General features: G+C 33.9%; 24 protein-coding genes. 4 read left to right on the top strand and 20 right to left on the bottom strand.

Annotation, left to right across the window (positions count from 1 at the left end; all coding sequences use genetic code 11):
- Window positions 1-28: 28 nt before the first annotated feature.
- From EQ827_RS02260 to EQ827_RS02225, 8 genes are all read right to left on the bottom strand, one after another.
- The gene (locus EQ827_RS02260; protein ID WP_181189356.1) at window positions 29-1,540 is read right to left on the bottom strand and encodes a glycoside hydrolase family 43 protein; all 1,512 of its coding nucleotides are present in this window, start codon (window positions 1,538-1,540) and stop codon (window positions 29-31) included.
- Between the two features lie 19 nt (window positions 1,541-1,559).
- A complete protein-coding gene (locus EQ827_RS02255; protein WP_258231774.1) occupies window positions 1,560-2,378 on the bottom strand; it encodes a PTS system mannose/fructose/sorbose family transporter subunit IID in 819 nt (272 codons plus the stop codon).
- Complete coding sequence (locus EQ827_RS02250; RefSeq protein WP_181189354.1) at window positions 2,371-3,159, bottom strand: PTS mannose/fructose/sorbose/N-acetylgalactosamine transporter subunit IIC; 789 nt, start codon at window positions 3,157-3,159, stop codon at window positions 2,371-2,373. Before EQ827_RS02250 ends, EQ827_RS02255 begins: the two co-directional genes overlap by 8 nt.
- 19 nt (window positions 3,160-3,178) lie before the next feature.
- A complete protein-coding gene (locus EQ827_RS02245) occupies window positions 3,179-3,655 on the bottom strand; it encodes a PTS sugar transporter subunit IIB (RefSeq protein ID WP_181189353.1) in 477 nt (158 codons plus the stop codon).
- 2 nt (window positions 3,656-3,657) lie between these two features.
- Window positions 3,658-4,062 carry a PTS sugar transporter subunit IIA gene (locus EQ827_RS02240; RefSeq protein ID WP_181189352.1) on the bottom strand — a complete coding sequence of 135 codons (405 nt, stop codon included), beginning with the start codon at window positions 4,060-4,062 and terminating at the stop codon, window positions 3,658-3,660.
- A 185-nt stretch (window positions 4,063-4,247) separates the two neighbouring features.
- A complete protein-coding gene (locus EQ827_RS02235) occupies window positions 4,248-6,734 on the bottom strand; it encodes a sigma 54-interacting transcriptional regulator (RefSeq protein ID WP_181189351.1) in 2,487 nt (828 codons plus the stop codon).
- A 177-nt stretch (window positions 6,735-6,911) separates the two neighbouring features.
- Complete coding sequence (locus tag EQ827_RS02230; protein ID WP_181189350.1) at window positions 6,912-7,937, bottom strand: sugar kinase; 1,026 nt, start codon at window positions 7,935-7,937, stop codon at window positions 6,912-6,914.
- A 3-nt stretch (window positions 7,938-7,940) separates the two neighbouring features.
- Window positions 7,941-8,594, bottom strand: a complete 654-nt coding sequence (locus EQ827_RS02225; protein ID WP_181189349.1) for a bifunctional 2-keto-4-hydroxyglutarate aldolase/2-keto-3-deoxy-6-phosphogluconate aldolase — start codon at window positions 8,592-8,594, stop codon at window positions 7,941-7,943.
- 129 nt (window positions 8,595-8,723) lie between these two features.
- On the opposite strand from EQ827_RS02225, the gene EQ827_RS02220 reads away from it, so the two are divergent.
- Window positions 8,724-9,698 carry a LacI family DNA-binding transcriptional regulator gene (locus EQ827_RS02220; RefSeq protein ID WP_181189348.1) on the top strand — a complete coding sequence of 325 codons (975 nt, stop codon included), beginning with the start codon at window positions 8,724-8,726 and terminating at the stop codon, window positions 9,696-9,698.
- A 150-nt stretch (window positions 9,699-9,848) separates the two neighbouring features.
- On the opposite strand, the gene EQ827_RS02215 is transcribed toward EQ827_RS02220, so the two are convergent.
- The 6 genes from EQ827_RS02215 to EQ827_RS02190 all read right to left on the bottom strand — a co-directional run bounded on the left by EQ827_RS02215 (window position 9,849) and on the right by EQ827_RS02190 (window position 15,698).
- Window positions 9,849-10,133: a hypothetical protein gene (locus EQ827_RS02215; protein ID WP_181189347.1), complete on the bottom strand. Its 285-nt coding sequence runs from the start codon at window positions 10,131-10,133 to the stop codon at window positions 9,849-9,851.
- A 386-nt stretch (window positions 10,134-10,519) separates the two neighbouring features.
- Window positions 10,520-11,344 (bottom strand): rhamnulose-1-phosphate aldolase, encoded by an 825-nt coding sequence (gene rhaD / locus EQ827_RS02210; RefSeq protein WP_181189346.1) that lies wholly within the window; start codon window positions 11,342-11,344, stop codon window positions 10,520-10,522.
- An 11-nt stretch (window positions 11,345-11,355) separates the two neighbouring features.
- A complete protein-coding gene (locus EQ827_RS02205; RefSeq protein WP_181189345.1) occupies window positions 11,356-12,621 on the bottom strand; it encodes an L-rhamnose isomerase in 1,266 nt (421 codons plus the stop codon).
- Between the two features lie 12 nt (window positions 12,622-12,633).
- Window positions 12,634-12,951 (bottom strand): L-rhamnose mutarotase, encoded by a 318-nt coding sequence (rhaM, locus tag EQ827_RS02200; protein WP_181189344.1) that lies wholly within the window; start codon window positions 12,949-12,951, stop codon window positions 12,634-12,636.
- Window positions 12,948-14,411, bottom strand: coding sequence for a rhamnulokinase (rhaB, locus tag EQ827_RS02195; protein WP_181189343.1), 1,464 nt, complete (start codon window positions 14,409-14,411; stop codon window positions 12,948-12,950). The genes rhaM and rhaB overlap by 4 nt, the downstream gene beginning before the upstream one ends.
- Window positions 14,412-14,441: 30 nt before the next feature.
- Window positions 14,442-15,698, bottom strand: a complete 1,257-nt coding sequence (locus tag EQ827_RS02190) for an MFS transporter (protein WP_181189342.1) — start codon at window positions 15,696-15,698, stop codon at window positions 14,442-14,444.
- 208 nt (window positions 15,699-15,906) lie between these two features.
- Between EQ827_RS02190 and EQ827_RS02185 the strand changes: the two genes are divergently transcribed.
- Together EQ827_RS02185 and EQ827_RS02180 are read left to right on the top strand one after the other, a co-directional pair.
- Window positions 15,907-17,028 carry an NAD(P)-dependent alcohol dehydrogenase gene (locus tag EQ827_RS02185; RefSeq protein ID WP_181189341.1) on the top strand — a complete coding sequence of 374 codons (1,122 nt, stop codon included), beginning with the start codon at window positions 15,907-15,909 and terminating at the stop codon, window positions 17,026-17,028.
- 79 nt (window positions 17,029-17,107) lie between these two features.
- Window positions 17,108-18,082 carry an AraC family transcriptional regulator gene (locus EQ827_RS02180; protein WP_181189340.1) on the top strand — a complete coding sequence of 325 codons (975 nt, stop codon included), beginning with the start codon at window positions 17,108-17,110 and terminating at the stop codon, window positions 18,080-18,082.
- Here the strand turns inward: EQ827_RS02180 and EQ827_RS02175 are convergent.
- The 6 genes from EQ827_RS02175 to EQ827_RS02150 all read right to left on the bottom strand — a co-directional run bounded on the left by EQ827_RS02175 (window position 18,077) and on the right by EQ827_RS02150 (window position 24,694).
- Entirely contained in the window at window positions 18,077-19,270 is a 1,194-nt protein-coding gene (locus tag EQ827_RS02175) for an MFS transporter (RefSeq protein ID WP_309109323.1), read from the bottom strand. The genes EQ827_RS02180 and EQ827_RS02175 overlap by 6 nt on opposite strands.
- 237 nt (window positions 19,271-19,507) lie before the next feature.
- Window positions 19,508-21,811 carry an RNA polymerase recycling motor HelD gene (gene helD, locus EQ827_RS02170; protein WP_181189339.1) on the bottom strand — a complete coding sequence of 768 codons (2,304 nt, stop codon included), beginning with the start codon at window positions 21,809-21,811 and terminating at the stop codon, window positions 19,508-19,510.
- Window positions 21,812-22,058: 247 nt separating this feature from the next.
- On the bottom strand, window positions 22,059-22,829 hold the full coding sequence (locus tag EQ827_RS02165; RefSeq protein WP_181189338.1) for a hypothetical protein: 771 nt from the start codon (window positions 22,827-22,829) through the stop codon (window positions 22,059-22,061).
- A 21-nt stretch (window positions 22,830-22,850) separates the two neighbouring features.
- Window positions 22,851-23,621, bottom strand: coding sequence for a hypothetical protein (locus EQ827_RS02160; protein WP_181189337.1), 771 nt, complete (start codon window positions 23,619-23,621; stop codon window positions 22,851-22,853).
- On the bottom strand, window positions 23,614-24,327 hold the full coding sequence (locus tag EQ827_RS02155; protein ID WP_181189336.1) for an ATP-binding cassette domain-containing protein: 714 nt from the start codon (window positions 24,325-24,327) through the stop codon (window positions 23,614-23,616). Before EQ827_RS02155 ends, EQ827_RS02160 begins: the two co-directional genes overlap by 8 nt.
- On the bottom strand, window positions 24,302-24,694 hold the full coding sequence (locus EQ827_RS02150; protein ID WP_181189335.1) for a GntR family transcriptional regulator: 393 nt from the start codon (window positions 24,692-24,694) through the stop codon (window positions 24,302-24,304). Before EQ827_RS02150 ends, EQ827_RS02155 begins: the two co-directional genes overlap by 26 nt.
- A gap of 230 nt (window positions 24,695-24,924) precedes the next feature.
- Between EQ827_RS02150 and EQ827_RS02145 the strand changes: the two genes are divergently transcribed.
- Window positions 24,925-25,830: a proline-specific peptidase family protein gene (locus tag EQ827_RS02145; RefSeq protein WP_181189334.1), complete on the top strand. Its 906-nt coding sequence runs from the start codon at window positions 24,925-24,927 to the stop codon at window positions 25,828-25,830.
- Window positions 25,831-26,052: the final 222 nt, after the last annotated feature.

Raw genomic sequence — 26,052 nt, 5'->3', positions numbered from 1 at the left:
AAATATATTACAGGCATAAATAGTAATATTACTTTTCCTCTAAATAATTTATTTCTTTAACTGTTATTTTAGCATTTTCATTACTTAGACTAAATACCGATAACATTGTTCCGGTAAAAGTAGCAGATACTTCCGATGCCAAAAATTTGCATTCTAATTTATCCATAAAAATTTTTTTATCATTTTTATAAAAGTAAAAATAATAATAATCACTATCAGCATCAATCTCTAATTCAATAAAATTATTTGAACTCAAAGATAGGTAAGAAATTTTACAATTTATATTTCCAATTCTAGCAATTAAAGAAATTTCATTTAGGAAAAGATCAACTAATAAATCATAATGATATTCTTTTGACATAAAGGCACTTAATCCAAATCTGAGATTAGTTGAATTTTTATTAAAATAAATTTTAACTTTATATTTGACTTTGAAATCGCTTTGACGCAAGCCCAATAAAGTAATGGGCTTAACTTCATTTAAAGAGCTATTAGCCCCGTATAGCATTAACCCCTTGTTTTTAATTAACTTATAAGATGTATTATCTGGATTTCTTAAATAAACAAATCTTTTTGGAATGCTTTCAAGCTTAGAAAAATCACATATTAAATCATTATTTTGCTGTTGCATATTTCGAAGTGGACCTGACATTTCTACATTTAAATGTCCATCTATATTCACTTTTGGCCATCCATCAAAATTCCATTTTATGGGAGCTAAAAAGGTTTCCCGTCCTAAATGATGATAATAAGCATGATGACCAGAAACTCTAATCCCCAAACACACAGCCCACCAATTATGCTCATAATCCTCAAATATGTCAGCATGTCCAACGCATTGAATTTTGTTAGAAGTACTACGATTGGTCAAAATTGGATTATCTGAACATGGCTCATATGGACCAAAGATACTTTTACTCCGAAAAATAGTTACCATATGTCCATATTCTGTCCCCCCCTCAGCAATAGACAAATAGTAAAAATTATCTTTCTTAAAAATATGTGGAGCTTCTGGGGCTTTCCCCCCACTTCCTTTACAAATTAATTTTCTAGGCGTTAATAATTTCCCATTACTAATATCAATTTGAGCTTCATATATTCCTAATTGTTCATCAGATTTATATGCATTTCCTTGTATATATACTTTTCCATCATTATCAAAAAATAAAGAAGGATCAATTCCATCCCAATTACTAATAAATATTGGATCAGACCATTTATTTAAATATGGATCATCAGTTTTAACTATAAAATTCTTTTTAATAGTTCTATTTGTAGCTATTACATATAAAAATTTTCCATCAGTTCTAATCGTAGGAGCAAAAATGCCACTAGAAGTAGGACTATTAGTTAAATCTAATTGTGATTTTCTTGTTAGACAATGTCCTATTTGTTCCCAATTAACAAGGTCTGTACTTTCAAAAATTGGAATACCAGGAAAATATTCAAATGAAGAAGTAACCAAATAATATTTACCATTGAATTTGCAAATACTTGGATCAGGATAGAAGCCTTTAATTATCGGATTATTGTATTTCATAAGTCATTCCTCTCATTAATTATGCAAAACCTAAAGCAGCTAGAGGTATAGCTAAAATAATTATTCCTATAATTATTTTATTAGCACTAACTTTCTTTCTAATTAAAAATAGACATAACAGTGTAGCCATAAGAGGTAATATGCCCTTAAAAATTTGATCAAGGATAGTTTGAATAGCATAAGATTTATGAGAAACAGTAAAGCTTATTTTAGTTGAAAAAGTAACAGTTGTATAAATCATACCCCCAACCATCGTTAATCCAAGAATAGTAGCAGCTTTAGTAATAATATTGATCAATCCATTTTTATATGCTTTTTGTATAAATTGAGCCCCTGCTTTATAACCAAAACTAAAGCCAAAATATCTAGGAACCATATACGTTAAATTAAATAAAATTAAAAACAAAATAGGTCCTAAAACATTTCCTTTTTCAGCTAAACTTATACCAATACCTGCAGTAATTATTCTAAAGGTCCCCCACCATAAAGAATCACCTATTCCAGCTAAAGGACCCATCAAACTGGCTTTAACTGCATTAATAGAATTTTCATCAAAATTCGGATCATTAGCATTTTCTTCTTCCATACTGGTAGCTATTCCTGTAAGAAGAGGAGAAAATACAGAATTAATATTACAATAAGCTATACTACGTTTCATAGCTTGGTTTAATTTCTTTCGATCACCCTTATATATTTGCTTTAATCCTGGCAACATCATATAACCTATAGCATTTCCTTGAGCATTTAAATAATTCCATGATCCAGACAAAGTTAATGAACGCCAAAAATTTTTGCGATTTAGTTTTTTAATACTATCTTTACTAATCTTTTCAGTCAAAGAAATCATCCCCGTTATTAGAAGTATTATTTCCAACCTTTTTTATTTCAGTACTAAATTTATTCTCTTGAAGAGCTATTGTTACTGATATAACTAATCCGAGACATGCAATAGCAATTAAAGGTAATTTTAAATAGGCACTTAATACAAAACCAAATAAAACAAATACCGATAATTTGGAATCCCAAAGCATATTTAATAATAATGCAATTCCTAAGGCTGGTAAAAGTTTACCCGCCAAATTAAGTCCGTTCATTAACACGGCTGGAATTATATTTAAAATATGTTGAATGGCATGAGTACCTGCCAATATACCCACCATTCCTACTAAAAAATAAACAATACATTGAAAAGCTATCATAGAGTAGTGCAGTAACACAAAAGCATGATAATTTTCTTTATTAATCAATTGTTTGAATTTTTCTTCTAAAAGACCTACAGCAAACAACGTTAATTGATTCAAAAAAACTGCTAAAATACTGATTGGTATTGCAAGAGTTAATGCAATCTGTGTACTTTGATTAGTTATTATGGCAAATGCAGTTCCAAAAATAGACCCTGTCATAGAATCTGAAGGTAAAGCACCTCCAATTTGTGTGGTTCCTAAAAATACCACCTCAATGGCAGCTCCAACTATTACTCCCTTTTCTAAATTACCTAATAATAGTCCAACTATCGGACCCATTACTAATGGGCGGCGCAACATTGGATCGCCTAAACCTTTATCACTATAAACTCCCAACGCCATTACAAGTCCGACTACTAATGCTTGATACAGCATATTATCTCACCCCTTTAATTTATAAAAATTTTTTATTATCAGTAGGGACAGCTTGAATATAGATATCTTTTACCTTAGTATGTAACAAATCTAAACACTTCTTGTCATCATCTGTTACAAAAATATTGTCAGCAAGTTGTTCTTTTTTTCCACCGCTCATATTATTCATTCGACCATAATTTCCCAGATTAATAGTAGTAATCTTATCAGGCAACTGGTCACACAAACGCAAAGCATCTTGAGGAGAATCTACAATAACTAATATTTTCATTTTTTCTGAGCGAGGATCATTTAAAATTTTTGCTGTATCTTCTATAGATCTAAAGAAAGCCTTCACACCATTAGGAACAGCCAAAGATAAGGCCATCTTCTGTGAATCATTTTTTGCTACACTATCATTTGCAACTATAATTCGAGAAACTCCCAAATATTTTGTCCAAACAACAGCAATTTGACCATGTATTAAGCGATCATCTATTCTAACTAGACTAATCATAATTATTCCTCCCAGATATTATCTTCCGTATATTTCTTTGCTTTTATTTCATCTAGCGAATCTTTGCCAGCTTTTAAAAGTTGTTTTATATTTTTACCATCTGATAATAAACAATCAATTACTATTGGTAAATTCATTCCGCTAATTAAATGAACATTATTATATTTAATAAATTTCATAGCTTCTGTATTAACACTGCCGCCAGCAATATCACTAAAGATATATATTTCATCTTTATCACTAAACTTATCAACTATACTTTTTACAGATGAATATATATAATCTGGTGTTTGTTTGGCAGACATAGAGAATGCTTGTAAATTATCATGTTTTCCACTAATCATCTCAATAGTATTGACCATTCCCTCTGCCATGTTTCCGTGTGACACCAAAATAATTTGTCTCATATTACCTCACCGTAACCAATTTTTCTGATAGCAATTATTTGAAACACCTCCTTATTAGCTAATTGCTATCTATATTTCTAATAGCAAAAAGTATGCCAACTTATTCTTCTCACAAGCCCTTAAAATGGCAATTAAAAAACAATTAGTGTTGAAATATTCATCAACACTAATTGTTTTTCGCAACACTAACTATTAATCTGGCTTTCAATAATTTGATAAACATATTCATATTCACGTAAAGGAATTTTTATATTATATTTATCTTTTATTGGCTGAAAAATTATCTCCATACTTTCAACAAATTCTTTAAATTCTCTACTCTCAGTTGTTACAGCTTCCATAGGAAGAGTATTTGTTAATAATCTTTCAATCATTAATGATAAATGCAGATAAAGGTTAACTCGAATAAAATTCTTAAATACTACATGATATTGTTGTTCTAAAGATTTAATAATCTTTGAAATTTCATTAATAACTTTGTCAGGATTTAAAAATTGCAACCTTGAGCTTGCACCCTCAATGGTGAATAATTTGATAAGTTCATCAGTAAATTGTTGTAATTGTTGAGCACTATATAGATTACTTAAGCAAGTTAGACTTTGAGTACCATTAACAACACGTTCAATATTGACACATTCTACCCCTGCAATTTCGATATTTGAGGTAGCAATAATACATAGAGTATCTTTAAATGTGGACCGACTTTGGTTTTGTTTAATCTTTTGCAATTCATCATAGTCTAAAGTTAAAATTTCAACCGCACTTTTAGAATCAAATTTACTTAGGATTTCTTTAATTTTTTCTGCAACACCTTGTCCAGACATACAAGAAATAATAATATTCTGTGTTTGTGCAATTCCTTCAAAATATTGACTATGAACCTCAAATGGAGAATAATCCTTTTGTATAAAGTACTTCATAGGTTGATTTTGCTTCAATGCAAAACCTATCTCTAAAGCTAAGGCCGTTGAGACATTATTCAATATCAAAAGATCCCCTCGTACGTTATCCTTAATTTCTGTATACATTTTTTCTAAGGATCCCATATCAACTAGCAAAATCAAACCATCCTTGGTATCTGTATTTACAACGTAAGAATTAACTTTATTTATAATTTCTTTAGTATCTACTTTAATTGGCATATTAAATGGTGTTAAAGCATAATCCCCAATAAGCTGATTAACTTCATTAGCTAAACTTGTGGCTGAATTCTTACCATGCATAATTATTAAAGCATTTCGATGGCTTTTAATTGGTAAGTTGATCTTTAAATAGGCAATAATCATTAAAAGTAATAATATATTACTTTCATTTTGATGTGCTATAGACAATATCTTTTGAGCAATTTGCAAATACTTAAAAGCTGATTTTGAATGAATGTTAAACGGAGCTTTTAAATGATAGTCATTTAAAAGATTGATTAATAAAGATAATTCTGAAAAATGTTGTGAGCTTAAGTGAATCCCAAAAAGTGTTAATTTATCTGATCCTATTTCTAAATTATGCTCAATAATTTTATATCCTATATCATCCAAAGGACAGTATGGTTTAATTGATGCTAAAAAACGTCTTAAATGTCTGCTAACATCAGTAATAGTTAAGGTGGCAAAGTTTTGTTGTAATAATTCATCAATTTTATTATTACTAAGAGTTGGAAAATGAACAACTTTTTGTGTTGAAATTATTTCATAATGTTCTAAACCAACTTTAGGTACATATATAACATCCGTTGATTGTTGCTGACTGTACGCTTGCGCACAGAGTACTTTAATTTTATTTTGCAAAGCACCAATATTACCTTCATACTCTTCATGAAGTAATTCAATTATTAAAGATGTTGAAATAGCTAAGGGACTATTCACTTGTTGTGCCTCTGTTTGAAAAAAATGCCAAATCAATTGCAATTTTTCATGATAAGTTCGTTGTCGAAAATCTGGCAAATTAACTTCTAAAGGAATTCGGCGCCGAAAGGTTGCTAATAATGCTGACTTTGTATCTTCGGTAGTGGCTAAAATAAGTCTAATTGAAGCTTGGTGCCATTTATTATCTTCTCCGAGACGATGAAATCTTTTTTGATCAATCAATAAAAAAAGTTTTTCCTGATTTTCTTGAGATAAATTATGTACTTCATCTAAGAATAAATATCCACCATTTGCTGCATCTAATAATCCAGTTTTATCATTAGTAGCACCCGTGAAAGCTCCTTTAACATAACCAAAAAGAACCGACGACAATAGTTCTGGATTATTAGCATAATCAGCACAATTTAGTGTAACAAAGGGCGCATCCTGCTTAATTATTCCTTGTAATAATGCATATTGATAAATTTTTTTTGCTAACATACTTTTACCAACACCACTATTACCTCTAATAATAACTGGCAAACCATCAGGTGGATAATTGACTGCTGCTTTACATTGTTCAACAATAGGCGCTAGACTTTCATTAACTCCTATAACATCTTCAAATGCCCTTTCTTTAGTAGGTAGCCAAAACTGCGTTGGCCTAGTATTAGCTTTATTTAAAATTCCTTTTTTATATAATTGATTAAGATAGCTTGAGACCGTACTACGTGATAATGAAGTCAATTGAATAATATTGGTAGCACTAAAATGCTGGCCTAAACGATAATGAAGCCTAATTTTACTTTCTAGTTGATCCAAAATAGTCATTTTCTTCACCTCAATTATCAACACTATCATATTTATACTATATTTTCTATTAAATAGTATAGTGTCGCGCTTTTAAAGTGATCAAAAAAGTAGCAAGACTAATTATTTATCTTGCTACTTTTACATTCTATCTAAGATTATCATACCTTAAAAAATACTTAAGTCATCTACATTATTTTAACGCATTACACGCATCCCATTTTGTTTATTCATTAAAGCACGCACTTCAGATTCAGTAACTAAATTTAAATCGCCACTTATAGTTAGCTTCAAAACGCTAGCAGCAATCGCAAAGTCTATTCGTTCTTGTAAGTCATAGTTGTGCAAAATTCCATGCAGCAAACCCGCTCCAAATGCATCTCCAGCAGCAACGCCTTCCCAAACATGCATTTGATAGACTGGTGTATCAAAAACTTTTCCATGATCAACCATTAATCCCATCCATTGGGAATCTTCGACAGATTGAATATTGCGCAAAACACTAGCAACAGTTTGCACATGAGGGTATTTGGCTATGATAGCTTTCATTCCTGCAATAAAATCTGTCTTCTGTTCAATTCCTCGGCTCATATTCCCGTCAAAAGCTTTAATACCTAAAGCCGCTTCAAAATCTTCATCATTGGCCAAACAAATATCAACATAGGGCATTAATTGGTTCATAGTAGCTTGCGCAGCTTTGGTACTCCACATTTTGCCGCGATAATTCAAATCACAAACCACTTTAATATCATGCTGTGAACAATATTGACATGCTAAGAGCACAGCTTGAGTCATTTCAGCAGAAATTGCGGGGGTAATTCCGGAGAAATAAAAATACTTTGCTCCTGCTAGAATTGTAGGCCAATCATACTCAGCTGCTTGCGAAACAGCAAATGAACTGCCAGCCCGATCATAAACAACACTAGTATTACGGACACTAGCTCCTTTTTCAAAGAAGTAGATGCCTAAACGTGGACCACCCTGTAACACTTGCGAAGCATCAACTCCATAACGCTGCAATGTTCCTAAAGCTGCCTGGCCTACTGCATGATTAGGAACCTTAGAAACAAATTGTGCTTGATCACCAAATAAGGATAGCGAAACAGCTACATTAGCTTCAGAACCACCATACAAAGCAGAAAATTGATTTGCTTGAATAATTCGCTCATTTTCTTGGGGCTTTAAGCGCAGCATCATTTCCCCAAAGGTTACAACTTTTTGCATAATTTACGCCCTTTCTGATCGAATACGTAATAATTCTTGATGATAAGCTTGAGCTTGTTTAGTAACAGCTGCAAAATCATTGTCAGCAGCTGCACCAGTTAAATTGCCACCGGCACCTACAGCTACAACTCCAGCTGCAAACCATTCCTGCATGTTATCTAGGTTAACACCACCTGTAGGCATAATATTGACTTGCGGTAATGGTGCTTTGATATCCTTCACGAATTTAACACCTAAGACATTCCCTGGAAAAGCTTTGATAATTTCGGCTCCGTAGCGCATTGCCGTTTGGACTTCAGTAATAGTCATGCATCCTGGTATGTAAGGAATTTGGTATTCATTACATAATAAGGATGTGTCTTGGTCAAATGAGGGGCTGACAATAAATCTTGCACCAGCCAAAATGGCAATCCGGGCAGTAATTGGATCTAAAACTGTTCCAGCACCAATAACAACCTCTGGATCAGAAATATATTCTTGTGTTAAAGCTGCAATATTTTTATCAGCTGCTGGAGCTGTAAAAGTCATTTCAATAGCTTTAACGCCACCTTTAATACAAGCTTGTGCGGTCTGATAAGCCTGATTACGAGAATCACCTCGAACTACTGCTACTACTCCTGAATTAGCAATAGCTTGAATGGTTGTGCTTTTTTGCATCAATTTATCCTCCTAGTTATTTATGCCTTTATGGTAAACCTTTACCTATTTTTTTTCAATTAGTATTTACTAATTTATTTGGTATAATTGATTATTAATAGGTAAACTGTTACATTAGGAGATATTAAAATGCATAAATCTGTTAATATTAAAGATGTGGCTCAATTGGCGCAAGTATCTACTGCCACAGTCTCGCGTTATCTGCACGGTCAGTTAAACCGCATGGCGCCTACCACTGCTCAAAAAGTGGCTGCCGCTATAGAAAAATTAAACTATGTTCCTAATGCTGCTGCCCAACAATTAATTACTAATCGCAGCAAAACTATTGCTGTTGTAGTAGCCAATGCTGCTGATTCATTTTCTACAGCTATTTTTAAAGGAGCTTGTTCAGTTTTAGAAGCTGCAGATTATATTCCAGTAATGTTGGACACTAATTCTGATCAAAATACAGAAAACAAACTTATTAATGCTGTCGGTTTAGGAACTTATGATGGGCTAATTTTACAGCCATTAAGCAGTGATGTACCTACAATTCAAGCTGAAGTTCGGCGACAAATGCCCATTGTTACGCTTGATCGCCAATTAGATTACTCCCCCTGGCCTCAAGTTATCATTAACAATTTTACCAGCAGTCAAAAAGCAGCTCAGTATTTTAAAAGTGAGCACTATCAACAGATTTTAATTTTATCTGCATCAGTAGCGATTGCTTCTACACGACAGGAACGTCTTCAAGGGATTAAAAGCATTTATCCTCAAGCTGCCTTAATTGAAATAGATGAAAGACATATTGAACATGAACAAGTGCAACATCAGATTATTAGTTTTTTGCAAAAGCAGCATCAAAAAACTGTACTATTTTCTTTAAAAGAACGCTGGCTTTTAGAATTTTTACCTGCTTTAATTAGTTTAGGAATTTTGCAAAATAAAAATATCCAAATTTCAGGCTTTGCAGATACTTTATTAGTATCCGCCATTTGGCCAAGTGCAAAAATGATCCAGCAAAATCCCTTTTCCATGGGACAAATTGCTGGTAAGCGCTTGCTACAAATTTTAAACAAAGACTCTTCAATCCAGCCTTTAACAGTCATTCCTACTACTTTTTAAGTACGTAATTATAAAATATGTTAAACACTTTTAACTCAATATTAATCTGAGATTTATACAAAATAGCACCTCACAATCGGCTAGTATTGTCTAACGATTATGGGTGCTATTTAAATTTGTTCTTTATAGGTTTAATAATTATTTCATGGGTTAGGCATGAATTCTGCGAATCCGCATTATATTACGATTTAACGAAATATCTTCAATAATACGTGTGCACGTTAAAGAATTAGGCAGCTTCAACTCAAAGGTATTAACATATACTGGTCGATTATGTTCACGAATAACTGCCATGCCGACACAATTAGCCTTAATTTGTCGTTTTTGAAAATAATTTTTTATAAATCTTTTAGTTTCTTGTTGGTGTTGATATTTTACTTCAATTGTTTTAGTAGAACTAACATGAAGCATATTTTTTAAATCATTCAATGTCATAACATTTGTACCTCCTTTTCAAATATATAATTGCCTTAACATTAGTAACCGATTACATCATATAACACTTCAAAATATCATTAAATATTAAAAGGGGTTATCCCATTTACGGTTTTCTATATAGCGAAGATAATAACTCATAATTATTTTCAAGTCAATCTGTTTGCACTAAAAATTAAGTAAACATTCTTAAATTTAAATTTAGATAATTAAAAAATAATGCTTTATTAGCATAATAAAATAAATACCAGCTGGTTAATTAAAACCAGCTGGTATTATAAGTAAATGACTCCTAATAATGGAATGCGTCTAAATAGAATTATTTAAAAAGCAAAATAGTCCTTTAATATTGTCATTGAAATATTATTTTATAAGACGTAGTTATATTAATTACCTGCTAAAAACTTAGGATTAGCTGTCACACCAAAAGCTTGAGCCAATTGTTGCAATTGCTCATCGGTGATTTCTTGTTTAATTTGTCCGCCTTGAGCTCCAATTTGTGAATAAATAGTGGCGGCTTTTTCTACAGTTTCAATTAAACCAAAAGCCTCATCCAAATCAGATCCTACTCCAAAAATTCCATGGTGTGGCCAAATTACCACGCGAAAATCTTGCATCTTGGCTGCGGTAGCAGCACCAATTTCATTAGTTCCTGGAGTCATATAAGGAATAATGCCCACACCTTCAGGAAAGACAACTAATGATTCGGCTTGCATCTTCCATAATAAGCGTGACCAGTGACGCTCATCTAAATCCTGAGTAAAGGACATAGCAATTATATTTGTAGGATGGCAATGCATTACCACTCGTTGTTGTGTATCATATTGTAAACGAGCAATATGCGACATTAAGTGGCTAGGAAATTCCGAAGTTGGTTGTCCCCCATCTTCAAAGCCCCACATTAATTCACCTTTTTGTCCATCTTCTGCAATTCTAATTAATCCTAAGTCCAGAAGCGGCTGTTTAATTACATTTCTAAAATAACGTCCAGTTCCGGTAACTAAGAAATATTGACCGGCTAACTTTTGTGCATCAAAGCCCAAGTTCAAAACACGTTTTACAGTTGCAATATCTGAAAAATCTTTTAAATCTTCAACAGTCAAACGTAAAGAAACATTACCGCCATTACGCTCATCCCAGCCATGATCATAAGAAGCATAGGTAATTTCACAAATTTTTTTAACATATTTGGAATCAATAAATTTACTCATTTTAAACTCCCTTAATTGCGCTTAAATTGTACATCTTGCTCATATTGATGAATATTATTGAGCCAATCAGTACCCACTGGAACATTATTTTCAAGACAGAATTTATCCCAAACAGCGCCAAATGGATATGATTTTAATTCTTCAGAAACTGCTAGCCGAGTTGTATAATCATAATTTAATTCAGCTTTCTTCAAATCAGCAATTGGGGCTAACATTGCTTGCAATAAGGCTTTTTGTGTTGCACGTGCGCCTACAACCCAGGCACTAACACGATTAATAGTTGCATCAAAGAAGTCTAGTCCAATATTAGTCTTATCTAATTCATTATCACGCACTAAAGAACGTGTAATCCGCACTAAAGCATCATCAAAGATAACTACATGATCACTATCCCAACGCACAGGGCGAGAAACGTGCAACATCAGTCCTTTACCAAACGGTAAGAAAGCAGAAAACTTATCAGAAACGTCTTCTGTAGGATGCCAGTGTCCAGCGTCAATAGTCCATAATTTGCCACGACTAATTGCATAATTGTTGTAGAATAAATGCGAACCTACAGTATAAGATTCAATACCAGTACCAAATAGTTTACCTTCAACAGCTTCGATAGTATTTTTTTCGTCATACTTTTCAGCAAAAATTTCATCTAAGGAATCGATCAAGCGTAATCGCGGTGTAGCTTTGTCAATTGGGTTATCTTTAAAACCATCGGGAATCCAAAAGTTATTGACAGATTGCTGACCTAATTCTTGCCCAAAGTAATTAGCAATCTCCCGGGATTTTTTACCGACTTCAATCCAAAAATCACGTACTGATTTTTCGGGACTGGCCAAAGTGAAGTTCTCTTTGACCATAGGATGTGAGAAGAAAGTTGGATTCATATCAAGGCCGATATGCTCTTGCTTTGCCCAATCTACCCAATATTGGAAGTCTTCTGGGCCAATTTCGTTAAAATCTTTTTTCTTATCTGTAACCGCATAAAGCGTATGCAATTGTACCTTATGGCTACCAGGAATTAGAGATAAAGCTTCATGTAAATCACTAGTCAGTTCATCCGGCGTCCGCGCAATTCCAGGATAATTACCACTAACACCAATTCCGCCAGTTAATTCTTGCTCAGGGTTTAAAAAGCCATGAATATCATCACCTTGCCAGCAATGAATTGATAATTTAACATTTTTTAAAGCCTTTAATGCAGCATCAGTATCAACACCTAATTCGGCATAACGTTCTTTAGCAATTTGATAAGCAGTTTCAAAATTTTTTTCTTTTGTCATTGTGATCTCTCCTTAATCTAAATGAAATACTTCATGTAAATCTAGTGCTACTGGACTTTTATCAGGATTAGTATCCATTAAAGGCTCCATATAAGCCCACCATTTTTTACATGCAGGCATATTAGCTATTTGATTATATTTTTCCACATCATCAACTTCTAAATATGCAAATAAATTACCGGTATTTTTATCCAAATAGATTGAATAGTTATGGGCCCCAGCATCTTTTAATGCTTGTTTCATTTCAGGAAATAAATTATTATGTCGACGCTCATATTCCTCATATTGATCAGAATAAACATGCATCAATTGTGCCATACGTACGGTCATACTTGTACCTCCTGTAAAAATTTTTGATAATTGCTTAATTGATGAGTTTCAACATCTGTTTGGGGTAAAAATCGTTTAATTACAAACGATTTACTTATTAACTGCCGAGCTGCTTGCACATTAGCTAAATCTTTTTGCGTAATCATTTGCACCACTAAATTGCCAATAGCTGTGGCTTCGCTTGGCCCAGCATAAACTTCAACCTGGGCTAATGAAGCAGTCAATTGATTCATAAGTTTAACATTAGCGCCACCACCGACAATATTTAATGAGTCCCAGCGATGTCCAACAATATCACCTAAAATTGCTAACTCATGAGCATAATACAGTGACAAATTGCTATAAACAGCCATGGCAATTTCTCCGGGAGTTTGAGGAACTTTTTGGTTAGTTTGTGAACAATAGTTTTGAAGTTCTTTAATCATCCCACCGCGCGGATTTTTAAAACGAGGATTATTGACATCAATAAATTGTTGGAATGGCAATTGCTTTTCAGCTAGGGCTGCTAATTCTGCAAAACTATATGCTTGTGGTAATTCTTTTTGAACATTTTGAATAATCCATAAGCCCATAATATTTTTCAGAAAACGATAGGTACCATAAGCTCCCCATTCGTTAGTATAATTTTCTTGATAAGCCTGCTCCCCATTTTCTGGAACATTTAATTCACAACCAAGTAGTGACCATGTTCCAGAACTTAAGTATGCCCAATGCTGTCCAATTCCTGGTGTTCCTATTACAGCAGAAGCTGTATCATGGGTGGCTACAGTAATCACTGTAGTTTGAGGTAAATCATACTGTTGATACCAGTTTGCTTTTAAGGGACCTAAAACTGTCCCTGCATCTACTAATTTAGGAAATTGTTCCGAACGTACATTTACTTTTTTAAGTAAATCATGATCAAACAAACCTTCTCTTAGGCTCAACATTTGAGTAGTCGAAGCGTTAGTCACTTCCGTCACTGCTTGCCCGGTTAAAACATAGCCAATATAATCAGGAATCATCATTATTTTGCTTGTTTGAGCTAACAATTCTTTGTCTTCTTCGAATAATTGATATAACGTATTAAAATCTAAGAACTGAATTCCTGTTTTTTTGTAGATATAGTCTTTAGGCAAATCGGAAGTTAATTTGGCAATCGAATTTTGCGTACGATCATCACGATAAGAAATTGGATTCTGTAATTTCTGTCCATTATTTCCTACCAAAACATAATCAACTGCCCAAGTGTCAATACCTAAAGTTATCTGGGAAAAGCCAGCCTGCTTAATCTTTTCTAGGCCTATAAAAATTTCGTGAATAAGCTTGTCAATCTGCCAACGATCATGTCCCGCTTCTTTGACAAAACCATTTTTAAATCGGTGCATTTCTTGTAAATGTAATTTGCCATTACGTAATTGACCTAACATTAATCGGCCACTGGATGCACCAATATCTACTGCAACATAAGTGTTAGTCACTCATACGCCCCCTTTTATTGATTTAAACCACTAATTTTCAGAATCATATCTTTCTGAAATAATTTGCTCTAATGATTTCCCACGGGTTTGCGGTGTCCAAATCGTGCCAATCAATAATGAGATAATTAGCAGAATAATCATTACAGTGCCTGCAACTTTAAATCCTAAACTACTTAAAATAATTGGAAAAATGATAGACCAAACACCTGCTGTTCCACGTACTATAAAAAACATAATTCCTTGAGTGCCAGCACGATATTTTGTGGGGAATAATTCTACAGCCCACAATGCATACCATGCCTGAGCTCCAATACCTGCAGACAATCCCCAAATAATAACAAAAGACCACAATGCTGCCCAACCAAAGCCAATATATGTCAGTATTACCCAGGAAATAACAGCCATTACTGCACCAATAAAGAAGAACATTTTTTGATTAACTTTATCGCCTAACATCGCAAAACCGAAGTATCCCGATAATGCTGTACATCCCCATAAAACCGCTTGAAGCATATTAGCTTGTAAACTAGATAAACCACCAACAGTTTGGTAAACAAAAGGCATAAAGAAACCCATTGCGCCAGCAACTAAATTCCAAAAAACATAAACTCCACATAAAAACAACAAACTTTTAACTGATACTCTACTAGAAAACAAATCTTTATATGGATGTGGTTTAGAATTGCTTAGTTTTTCTTTTTGCTTTTGTTCTACCCAATCTTGTGATTCTGGTAAATTTCTTTGTAATAGCCAAGCAATAAAAGCAATTACTGTTAAAATAGCGAATAATATTCTACTTCCTGCTAATCCCATTGGTGCTAGTAAAGTTCCTGCTACAAAAATTATAACCGGACCCATTGACCATGAAAATTGAGAAATACCAATATCATGCGCACGATTTTTGTCGTTCGATGTTTCGCCAATGTAAGTCCAAGATGCAGGAACACCAGCACCTACGGCCATCCCAGTAATTAAAAATCCTAATAGCAGCATTGGAAAATTGCCAGCAAGTACCACCACAACTGTTCCTAACATATATAAGAGCATGTCATATGTATAGATCATTTTTCGACCATACTTATCAGACAAATGCCCACCAATTATAGCTCCAATAGCTGACCCAAAAGCATTAGCACTCAAAGCACCTAATAAGCCTACTTGGAAACCACTTAAATTAAAGTGCCTTTGCCACAGAGTCAAGCCCGACGCACCTGCAACAATAGAGCCTGAATCTAGAAAATTTGTTAATGACACAGCCCAAGTTGAAGCATGTGACTCTTTATCCATAAACGACACATCCTTTATTAGAATTTAAAAAGAAATCGATTTCTTAAAACATGATAATTGAACCATATTTTTAATAGCGCTTACAATGACAAGTTTTCAGGACTTGAGTAACAAAAATACATATTTTTAACTAAGAAGATTGATTTATTGCGTGATAAGTATCACAATAAATAGTAGAAATCGATTACAATATTAGGAGATGTTATGTATGAAGATTAAAGCAGCTGTTGTTGAAAAAGTTGGTGCCCAGTTTACTATTAAGGATGATATTGACTTACATGAAGTTGGTCCAACTGACCTGCAAATTCATATGGTAGCTAGCGGCATTTGCCATTCAGATGAAGCAATTCGTAAAGGTGATGCAGATCTAGGATATCCTGTTATTCTGGGGCACGAAGGCGCTGGTATCGTAGAAAAAGTCGGCAGTCAAGTAACAAACTTTCAAGTTGGTGATCATGTCATTTTGTCATTCTATTCTGATGGAACTTGTGACAATTGTTTAAAGGGTATTCCTACTCAATGTCGCCACTATGGTGATTACAACTTGTCAGGGGTTCGAGCAGATGGTGAAGACCACTTCCAAGAAAATGGGCAACATATCTCAGATATGTTCAACCAATCTTCTTTTACTACCACAACTGTTGTGGATCAGCGCAATGCCGTGAAAATTGATCCGGAAATTGACCTACGTAAAGTGGGACCTCTGGGTTGTGGCTATGTCACTGGTTCCGGTACTGTCTTTAATACCTTGCAACCCAAACCAGGAGACACAATTGCTGTCTTTGGCACCGGAGCCGTTGGTTTAGCAGCAATGATGGCTGGGCGGATTTCTGGATGTACCAAAGTTATTGCTGTTGATATTGTTCCTGAAAGATTGGAATTAGCTAAAGAATTAGGCGCAACACATGCCATTAACAGCAAAGAAGAAGATGCAGTTGCCAAAATCAAAGAACTTACTAATGGCTATGGTGTAGACTGGACAGTCGATACTACTGGTGTAGCTGGGGTAATTACCAATGCTGTTGCAGCTCTAGCTCAAGGCGGAACCTGCGCTGCCATTGCTGTAACACCACAACTTATTCAAATTTCTACATGGAATGATTTATGTGTCGATGATAAAAAGATTGTTGGAGTGAACATGGGAGATTCGATACCGCAAGTGGACATTCCACGCTTACTTGAATTCTACAAGTTAGGCATGTTTGATTTTGATAAAACCGAAAAGTTCTATAACTTTGAAGATATTAATCAAGCTAATGCTGATTCAGTTTCCGGAAAAACTATTAAACCAGTCCTAATCATTGATAAGGATTATCAGCCCGGAAAATAGTTCCATAAACTATCAAACCCCTCTTGTTTATTAAGTAAGCAAGAGGGGCTTTTGTTAAAAATATAAGGGAGAAAAGAGTTTGAATTCTAAAATAGTCGCTTTATTAAATCACAAAAATGCCATTGAAAAGAAACAACTGCAAACTCACGAATTTATTAATGATATGCCTGCTGCAGCTTGGGATGAGCAACAAAAGATTCCAATTTTAAAAAAAGATTATTTTTTAGGAAAACAGGCCGTCTATATCAGTAAACATAACCGTTTTGCTCCTTATCCGTTACATGGACAAAGGTTTCTTGAAATTAATTATATGTTTTCTGGATCTTGCCAGCAAATAGTTGATGGTAAACCAATTCAACTCAATGCAGGGGATATTCTCTTAATGAACGTCGGCGCACAGCATTCCATTTCTGCTTTAAATGAAAACGATATCTTAATTAATGTCTTATTCACTAATAAAAATATTACTTTCAAATTACTGCATGACATTCACAAAAGTAATAGTCTTTCTTATAAATTTTTGGCTGATATTTCTTTAGGACAGCCCTTGAGTCAAAATTACATTCTTTTTAATAAAGATGATAATTCCGATATTAAAACTACAATGGAGCAAATGATTGAAGAATATTTCTTTAAAAAAAGCTATTCTAATTCCGTAGTAGAATCTTATCTGAATATTTTATTGATTAAGATTATTAGACACCATCCGATGCCCACTAAAAACTTATCCAATGATAAACAAAAGTTGATGTTCAACATTTTAGAAGATATTACTCAAAATTATCAAACCATTACTTTATCACAATTAGCCCTTAAATATGGATATAATAAAAATTATTTGAGTAATTTAATTACCAAAATGACTGGACAAAATTTCACTAATTTAAGAACTCAACAAAGAATTATTCGCGCTAATGAGTTACTGACCTCGACTACGCTACCAATCAATTCGATTATGGAAACAGTCGGCATTACTAATAAAAGCTTCTTCTATAAAAAATACAAAGAATACTTTAAAAAAAATCCTGGTGAGCGTAACTTATCAGTTCTATAAAGTTGACTCATTAGTTTTCAATGGTTGATGGTTAGTAATTAAAATACCATCAAATCCCATTAACAAAGCAATTATCAAATAAATCACTAAAACCGGCCACCAAGCATTAGTCCAACTATTAATTAAGCCGCTAAGTACTGGTCCACAGGCCGCTAACAAGTAGCCAAAAGACTGAGCCAGACCAGATATCTGGGCAGTTTCTACAATTGAACTGGTCTTCCTTTGAAAAAAGACCACACACATACTAAAAGACGCACCGGCTGCCACTCCTAATAAAACTGCAATAAATAAATTTAAAACAAAGTTATGCTGAAACATTAACAACAAAATGGCACCCAAACCAAAGCCGCCACCCATTAAACAACTAATAAAATACATACCCGATTTTTTACGAGCAATTATCGGTGTTAATAAGGATAAAGGCATTCCTGACAGTTGAAAAATAGTAGCTAATAAACCGCTAGTGGTAGTAGAAAATCCGGTATCAGACCAATAAACAGGCAGCCAAGTCAGCATCGAATAATATAATAAAGATTGCGCACCAAAGAAAAAAGTAATCATCCAAGTCAACCGATAATGCAGCAAAGCAAAAGTATGCCCCTTTTTTAGACCAGCCTGTTTTTGAGCCGTTTGTGGAAGTTTGTGAACAACTAAAAACCAAACTCCTAAGGCCAAAAGACTAAATCCTGAAATTACCGCAATGCTAGTTCCTAAATTAGCTGCCTTTGTCAAAGGTGCTGCTACACCGGTACCTATAGAAGCAACAAAACCCATCATGAAAGTATACAAACTAGTTAAAATAACAGTTTTATGAGGAAAATATTCTTGAATAACTGCAGGCAATAAAACATTGCCTCCAGAAATACCAATTCCTACCAGGATAGTAGCCCCAATTAAAATCCATTGATTGGGAATAACTCGCAAATAAGATCCTAAAGCCAAAATAGTTAGTGTAATTAACAATACCTGTGCATTACCCTTTTTAACACCCCAATTAGCTATTAAGGGTGACAAAATTGAAAAAATTAATAAAGGAATTGTAGTTAAAAGTCCCCCCATACTCGTAGCAAGCCCTAATTCAGATTTTAACCAAGGCAATATTGGTGGCATCATAGTAATCGGCAAACGTAAATTAGCTGCAATCAATAATATTCCAGCCGCTAGCCAGTAAAAATCTTTTTTCCGCACACAAAACACATTCTTTCTTCCATAATTAAAACACAAATAATAATTTTAATAAAAACTAGTACGATGAAGCAATCATTTTGCTTAAAAACAGTAATAATTAGTATAAAAATAGGACCGCGACAAAATATTTGCCACAGTCCTCTGCGATATTCTTAAATGTGCTTCTTTCTCTAATAGAATTGAAGTCAATTTATTAAGAAAGCTATCACCCAAATTTTTAAATTTAACACTAACTAATTATTCCCAACGGGCTAACTCTGGGGGAATTGCAGCAATAATCGGATCTAACTTTTGCTGTGCGATAATTGTTAACTGGTGCATGGCCCGGGAAGTAATTGTATATATCAACTGGTGATCATTACTGGAAAATTCACCAGCCGTCGCATTCCACATAATAACAGCGTCAAATTCCAATCCCTTAGCTAAATAAGCTGGTATGACCAAATCTCCAGCAGCGAGACGCTGATTCTCCGATTTAATTAAAGTAATCTTAACATTTTGTGCTTGTAGTTGTTGCGTTAATTGCTGAGCCTGCGTTAAATCTTTCGTAATAATTGCAGTCACGTAATGTTCATGGTGATTTTTTTGCAATTGGGTTTGAACAGCAGTCAACATCGCAGCAGAAGCAGAACTAACTATAATATTCGGCAGCTTACCGGAACGTTCAAAGGGAACAATTTTTTCACCAGCTGTCAATAAATGCTTAGTAAAGTTGGTAATTTGCTTGGTTGAACGATAAGAATGGGTTAACTGCACAACTCGAGTTTTTTCCGGATCAAATAAATGGCTTACTTCCTGGAGAATACTATGGGCATTATCTTGGGTAAAAATAGCTTGGTTTAAATCTCCTAACATTGTATAACGAGCCCGAGGAAAATTGTATTGCAAGTATGCTAATTGAAATGGTGTATAATCTTGAATTTCATCAATAAATACAAATTTCATTGTTAAATCACCGTGGTGCCCTGTGATTAAATCATATAAATATAAATAAGGCGAAATATTTTTTAAAGAGATTTTTTTGTTTTCCCAATCACGGGCATACTCTGCTAGATAATTTTGCCATTCTGTATTGCTGATATGATATTGTTCCAAGGACAATAGTTGCGGCACTTGTTTTAAAAATTCATAATAAGTTGCTGCAAAGTTAATAAAACCATGGTGACGAATCTGTTTAACTACTGGCCGCAAGGCTTGGGTAACAATCTTGCGGGCCAAAAACTTCATTTCTTCATTGCTATTCTTGAACTCTTGATCAGGGAAATCATACAATTGCCGTAACTCTTCTTGACTGAGATCTTGAATTTGATTTTGTACCCATTTTTTACGCATTTCTGTACTAATCTTGCGCTGGACAATTTTTATCAAGGCATTATTAGTGGCATCAATACGATTTAAAAGATTATATTGCGGGCCAAAACCATAATAAATCTCAGCAATTTTTTCCCGCGCAATCAGAACCTTTTTATGGAAATAAAGATTGCGAAAATGCACCCCGCCTTGGCCTAAGTGTTGCGCATATTGAGTTTCAAACTTAAAAAAGTCCAAATCATCTACTAATTGATTGGCATTAGAAACTACTTTCTTTTGACTTTGCTCAAACTGTTGATAGAGATTTTGTACTTGTACTTGTGGTAGGCGCCGTGCAACGTATTGTAGATAGGTCATCTGCACCATATTCTGTTCGCCCATCTCCGGTAAAACTTGGCTGACATAATCATTAAAAAGCATATTCGGCGAAAACATCACAACTTGTCCAGAAGTTAATTTCTTTCGATAGCGATACAACAAATAAGCTATACGTTGTAAAATTGCAGAAGTTTTACCAGAACCAGCGGCTCCCTGAACAAATAACAAATCGGATTTAGTATCACGAATAATTTGGTTTTGTTCTTGTTGAATAGTAGTAACAATTCCTTGCATCTTTGTTGAAGCATTTTGATTTAAAGCTGTTAGTAGCATTTGGTCGCCGATAGTTTCTTGGGTATCAAACATGGAAACTATCCGCCCATTTTCCAAAATAAATTGACGCTTTAAGGAAACTTCTACCGCCTGCTCACCATCAGGAGTTTGATAGGTAACTTTGCCTAATTTCCCATCATAATAAATTGAAGAAATGGGTGCCCGCCAATCATAAATCAAAAAATGATTCTGCTGATCTGTAAAAGAGGCCAATCCAATATAAATAGTCTCGGGTTTACCACTGGGTAATTCACGAAAATCAATCCGGGCAAAATATGGATTTTTTTCTAATTTTTCCAAAATTCCCAATTGTTGTTGCGATCGCTGCCAAGCATTATTGCGTTCGGCAAGCATTTGCTGCTGTTGGTGAATTGAAAGTGCTGCCGCAATAGAAACCGAGTCATCCCCCAAACTAATGTGTACATCATCGTTAAAGGTGCGATTAATATCATCAATATCAGCTTTCGCATGACTAATACTATGCGTCAGTTTATTTTTAGCTTGCTTAATTTGTTGAATAATATCTTGTAAATGCTGCTGCTCTAATTGTTGCTCGTCGTATTTTTTTGTCTTTGCCATGACCCTCACTCCTGGCCCTCTTCCAATATTAACGAAATATTGTAGCATACTTTAGGTTCAATTAATAGTAAAGAGCTGCTACTTAGAATTACCTGACAAACCAAATCATGGAGTTAAAACAGCACTATTGCCTTAACTCCATGTTTTTAAATAATTTTATTTTTGTATTTTAAAAGACTTATCCAATACAATTCAATCTACAAGTCCTAGCTTTAGTTTTTAAGGTAGAATAACATATAAATTAAATTCAACGAATAGTTTCTACACTGCGTAACAATCCTAAATTAATCAAAATTGCCAAGATAACAAAAATTATGAATTCACCATCGACTAACCAAACAGCTCCCGCTCTTTCTAAGAAACTGCCATTAACAATTGATATCCCTAATCCAGAAATATTAGACAAAATATAAATTACTAAGGCGATAACTATAATATAGACAATCACCCTAACAATTCTTTGAGCGCCACCGGGAATGTACTTTAAAATCACCGTACTAAAAAAGTCAATTAAATGAACTAAAATAACTATTAGGATTGGCGATAACATACCCAGCAACAAACCGCCGAGACTGGCATTAATAGTTTGTGGGGTAAATACTTGCCGCCAATAAAAGCCAGAAATTTGTGCATGAGGAATTGTAAAGAAACCTAATACAACACTTAAAATAATAAAAATACTATGAATAATTTGAACATACAGCAAACTAATAAAAACTCCTAAAATATTTGCTAGATATAGCTTATTGGTAGATATTGGAATTAAGCGAAAACTATTACTCTTCATTTGATTTTTCGATAGCAAAATCAAACGCACCAGATAAACTATTATAAAAATTGGAGTCCAGGCAAAAACATTACCCATTAAGCCAGTTGACCAATATTTACCCGAAGTGGAAATAAATAAGGAAAAGATAAAGGAAACTGCCACCACTAATAAGTAAATCAATATGGTACGCGTCAACATTGCCAGTTGTTTTTGTAAAGTAACTTTTAAAACTCGTGAAAATTTAGTCATTTTAACCTCCACCATTGATTATTAGCGAATAGTTTCTACACGACGTAATAAATAAATATTAATCGCTCCTACTACTATAACTAGAGCAGCAATTACACCATTAGCCAGCCAAATTGAGGTAGCTTGATGAACTAAATTGCCGGTAAATAATGAATATAAAATTTTGATTACATTAAAAATAAGATAAACAGCAATAGAAATGACAACAAGATAAACTATAATTTTAACGAATTTTTGAGCACCACCAGGAATATAATTCAAAATAAAGGTACTAAAAAAATCGACTAAATGCACTAACATAATAATTAATATTGGTGATAAAAGACTTGCTAAATTGCCTCCAACACCACCAGAATGACTATTGCCATGAATAAATCCTGCTCGGAATCCTGCACCTATATCGTCATTAGGAAGCGTCAGCCATAATAATTTTAAAGATACAAATAAAATTATCACCTGAATAATATTGGCATAAATAAAACTAATCAATGAGCTCAGACTATCTGCTACATACAGTTTAGTTTCAGTGATTGGTATCAGTCGAAAACGATTACTACGTAAGTTATTTCTTGAAGAAATAATCATTTGTACCATAATAGCAATAGCAAAAATTATTATCCAAAATAACAAATTCAAAAACAAGCTCAGTGACCAGTAAGGCCTTACTGTGCTAACAAAAAGTGTAAACACAAAGGATACAGCAACTACTATTAAGTTAATCATTAATAAACGTGTCGTCATACGCAACCGGCTCTGTATGCTGACTTTAATCACATTAGTGAATTTAGTCATAATTTTCATCTCCTTGATAAAGACTTTCAAAGTAATCTTCAATAGAGAGATGTTCTTGTTCTAAGATATCATCAGTCGAACGATGCTCTAAGATAGTTTGCTGCTTAATAATGACCAACTCATCTAAAATATTAGCAATTTCTTCCAAATGATGACTACTAATAACTACCGTTGCAGTTTCTGAAACCCAATTAAGCATGCCTTGAATAATTTGCTTACGGCTCATGACATCAATGCCGCTAAAAGGTTCATCGAGTAGATAAAGTGAAGCTTGACGCGCCAATGTTAAAGCAATTGTCAAACGTTCTTTAGTTCCCTTTGATAGAACGGATAACCGGTCAGTATTTTTCAATTTCAGAAATTGAGACAAATTTTGATAACGTTCGCTGGAAAAGTCTGGATATACTGTTTGATAAAAATAAACTACATCTTGAATTGTTGTTTGGCGGTTAAAACCTAATAATTCGTCCGAATAACTGACAATTGCTTTCTTAGCCACTTCATCACTGGAGCCGCCAACCATAATTTGGCCTTGATAATTTTTGGCCACACCTGCAATCAAACGCATTAAAGTAGTTTTCCCAGCGCCATTTGCGCCCGCTAAACCGACAAAATGACCTGCAGAAAGTGTTAAATTTACATCTTGTAAAATGGTCTTATTATTTTTCCGATAAGTTAAATTATTGATTTGTACTAGATTGGTCATCATCTTTCATCCTTTCTGCTAAATACATTTTTATATAATAAAAAATTTCTCCTTGATCAAGCCCCATAGCAGTTAAGGCCTCATACATATCCGCAATTGTTTGCTTAATTAAATCGTCCTTGAGTTCATCAACTATCTGCACATCTTCAGTAACAAAATTTCCTAATCCGCGTTTAGTTACTACTACACTTTCTTGTACCAATTCATTAATCGCTTTTTGAATAGTGTTAATATTAACCCCTAATTGCACAGATAAGTCGCGGACCGAAGGAATTTTTGCTCCTAGTGAATATTTTCCAGCAATAATTTGCCGATTAATAATATCTTTAATTTGCAAATAGATCGGAACATTGTCTTTAAACTTCATGACATTTCTCCTCTCTTATCTCTGTACTATAACACTATAACACTGAAGTAAACTTTTGCCAAGTACATTTTCCTGATACCACCAAAAAAGACAATTATTTAATTATATGTTAGGTATCGATAGAAGAAATATGCTGTTTTTTAACTATTAGCCATCAGTTAGAGACTTTACTATTAAATTATTCTCATTTTTGGTATGATAAAGATATCTTGAAAGAAAAGAGTGAAGTTATGAAACAAGGTACAACAATCATCACGCTCGATAATGGTTATCATTTATGGACCCGAACTGTGGGTCATGGCGATATTAAGTTATTATGTTTGCATGGCGGTCCCGGTGGTACCCATGAATATTGGGAAAACTTTGGTCAAGAGCTAGCAGACTTAGGCGTCCAAGTTTCTATGTATGATCAATTAGGATCTTTTTATTCGGATCAACCTGATTATAGTGATCCCCAAATTGCCGAAAAATATTTAACTTATGATTACTTTTTAAATGAAGTAGAAGAAGTCCGGCAAAAACTGGGTTTAGACAATTTTTATTTAATTGGTCAATCGTGGGGCGGTTTATTAGTTCAAATGTATGCTGCCAAATATGGCCAACATCTTAAAGGTGCCATTATTTCCAGTATGGTTGATGAAATCGATGAATATGTCCGCAGTGTCAATCAATGCCGCTTAAATACTCTAGGTGCTAAAAAAGTAGCTTATATGGAAAAAATTGAGCAAGAAAACAAACTGGATGACCCAACTTATCAAAGTTATGTAGATATTCTTAATGCTGAATATGTTGATCGTAAACAGCCAGAAGCTATTCGTCATTTGGTTTCAACCATGGCCACAGATGTCTATAATGTTTTTCAAGGTGATAACGAATTTGTGATTACCGGCAAACTTAAAGATTGGCATTTTCGTAAGCACTTGCACGAAATTACCGTCCCAACTCTCTTAACTTTTGGTGAACATGAAACAATGCCCTTAGCTACTGCAAGAATTATGCAGCAGGAAATTCCTCATGCTCGCCTAGAGACCACTCCTAATGGCGGTCATCATCATATGATTGATAATGCACCGGTTTATTTTGCACATTTGAAAAAATTTATTCAGGACGTTGAAACTGGTAACTTTAACGATTAGTTGCTTCTACCTTTCAAAGACAAAGCAAGACCTATAAAAAATCTCACTTGTAAATAAAAAAGCATTCCGCAATATTTTTAATTTTTGCAGAGTGCTTTTTTGCTTCCAATTATATAATTTTAAAAATAAACTTGGATAAAAGTTACAAAACAGAAATTTACTTCTAACCAGTCCCCAAACCTCTAAGCTTCTGGCTTCTAACTTCCATTCTTAAATTGTAAT

The organism is Bombilactobacillus bombi, from assembly GCF_013607485.1.
Taxonomy (GTDB): domain Bacteria; phylum Bacillota; class Bacilli; order Lactobacillales; family Lactobacillaceae; genus Bombilactobacillus; species Bombilactobacillus bombi_A.
This window is presented reverse-complemented; position numbering and strand designations above follow the sequence as displayed.

Bases quoted from the DNA above. Each gene is read 5' to 3' on its own strand.
- EQ827_RS02260 (WP_181189356.1), bottom strand. From the start codon at position 1,540: ATGAAATACAATAATCCGATAATTAAAGGCTTCTATCCTGATCCAAGT.
- EQ827_RS02250 (WP_181189354.1), bottom strand. From the start codon at position 3,159: ATGCTGTATCAAGCATTAGTAGTCGGACTTGTAATGGCGTTGGGAGTT.
- EQ827_RS02245 (WP_181189353.1), bottom strand. From the start codon at position 3,655: ATGATTAGTCTAGTTAGAATAGATGATCGCTTAATACATGGTCAAATT.
- EQ827_RS02240 (WP_181189352.1), bottom strand. From the start codon at position 4,062: ATGAGACAAATTATTTTGGTGTCACACGGAAACATGGCAGAGGGAATG.
- EQ827_RS02235 (WP_181189351.1), bottom strand. From the start codon at position 6,734: ATGACTATTTTGGATCAACTAGAAAGTAAAATTAGGCTTCATTATCGT.
- EQ827_RS02230 (WP_181189350.1), bottom strand. From the start codon at position 7,937: ATGCAAAAAGTTGTAACCTTTGGGGAAATGATGCTGCGCTTAAAGCCC.
- EQ827_RS02225 (WP_181189349.1), bottom strand. From the start codon at position 8,594: ATGCAAAAAAGCACAACCATTCAAGCTATTGCTAATTCAGGAGTAGTA.
- EQ827_RS02220 (WP_181189348.1), top strand. From the start codon at position 8,724: ATGCATAAATCTGTTAATATTAAAGATGTGGCTCAATTGGCGCAAGTA.
- EQ827_RS02215 (WP_181189347.1), bottom strand. From the start codon at position 10,133: ATGACATTGAATGATTTAAAAAATATGCTTCATGTTAGTTCTACTAAA.
- rhaD (WP_181189346.1), bottom strand. From the start codon at position 11,344: ATGAGTAAATTTATTGATTCCAAATATGTTAAAAAAATTTGTGAAATT.
- EQ827_RS02205 (WP_181189345.1), bottom strand. From the start codon at position 12,621: ATGACAAAAGAAAAAAATTTTGAAACTGCTTATCAAATTGCTAAAGAA.
- rhaM (WP_181189344.1), bottom strand. From the start codon at position 12,951: ATGACCGTACGTATGGCACAATTGATGCATGTTTATTCTGATCAATAT.
- EQ827_RS02190 (WP_181189342.1), bottom strand. From the start codon at position 15,698: ATGGATAAAGAGTCACATGCTTCAACTTGGGCTGTGTCATTAACAAAT.
- EQ827_RS02185 (WP_181189341.1), top strand. From the start codon at position 15,907: ATGAAGATTAAAGCAGCTGTTGTTGAAAAAGTTGGTGCCCAGTTTACT.
- helD (WP_181189339.1), bottom strand. From the start codon at position 21,811: ATGGCAAAGACAAAAAAATACGACGAGCAACAATTAGAGCAGCAGCAT.
- EQ827_RS02165 (WP_181189338.1), bottom strand. From the start codon at position 22,829: ATGACTAAATTTTCACGAGTTTTAAAAGTTACTTTACAAAAACAACTG.
- EQ827_RS02160 (WP_181189337.1), bottom strand. From the start codon at position 23,621: ATGACTAAATTCACTAATGTGATTAAAGTCAGCATACAGAGCCGGTTG.
- EQ827_RS02155 (WP_181189336.1), bottom strand. From the start codon at position 24,327: ATGACCAATCTAGTACAAATCAATAATTTAACTTATCGGAAAAATAAT.
- EQ827_RS02150 (WP_181189335.1), bottom strand. From the start codon at position 24,694: ATGAAGTTTAAAGACAATGTTCCGATCTATTTGCAAATTAAAGATATT.
- EQ827_RS02145 (WP_181189334.1), top strand. From the start codon at position 24,925: ATGAAACAAGGTACAACAATCATCACGCTCGATAATGGTTATCATTTA.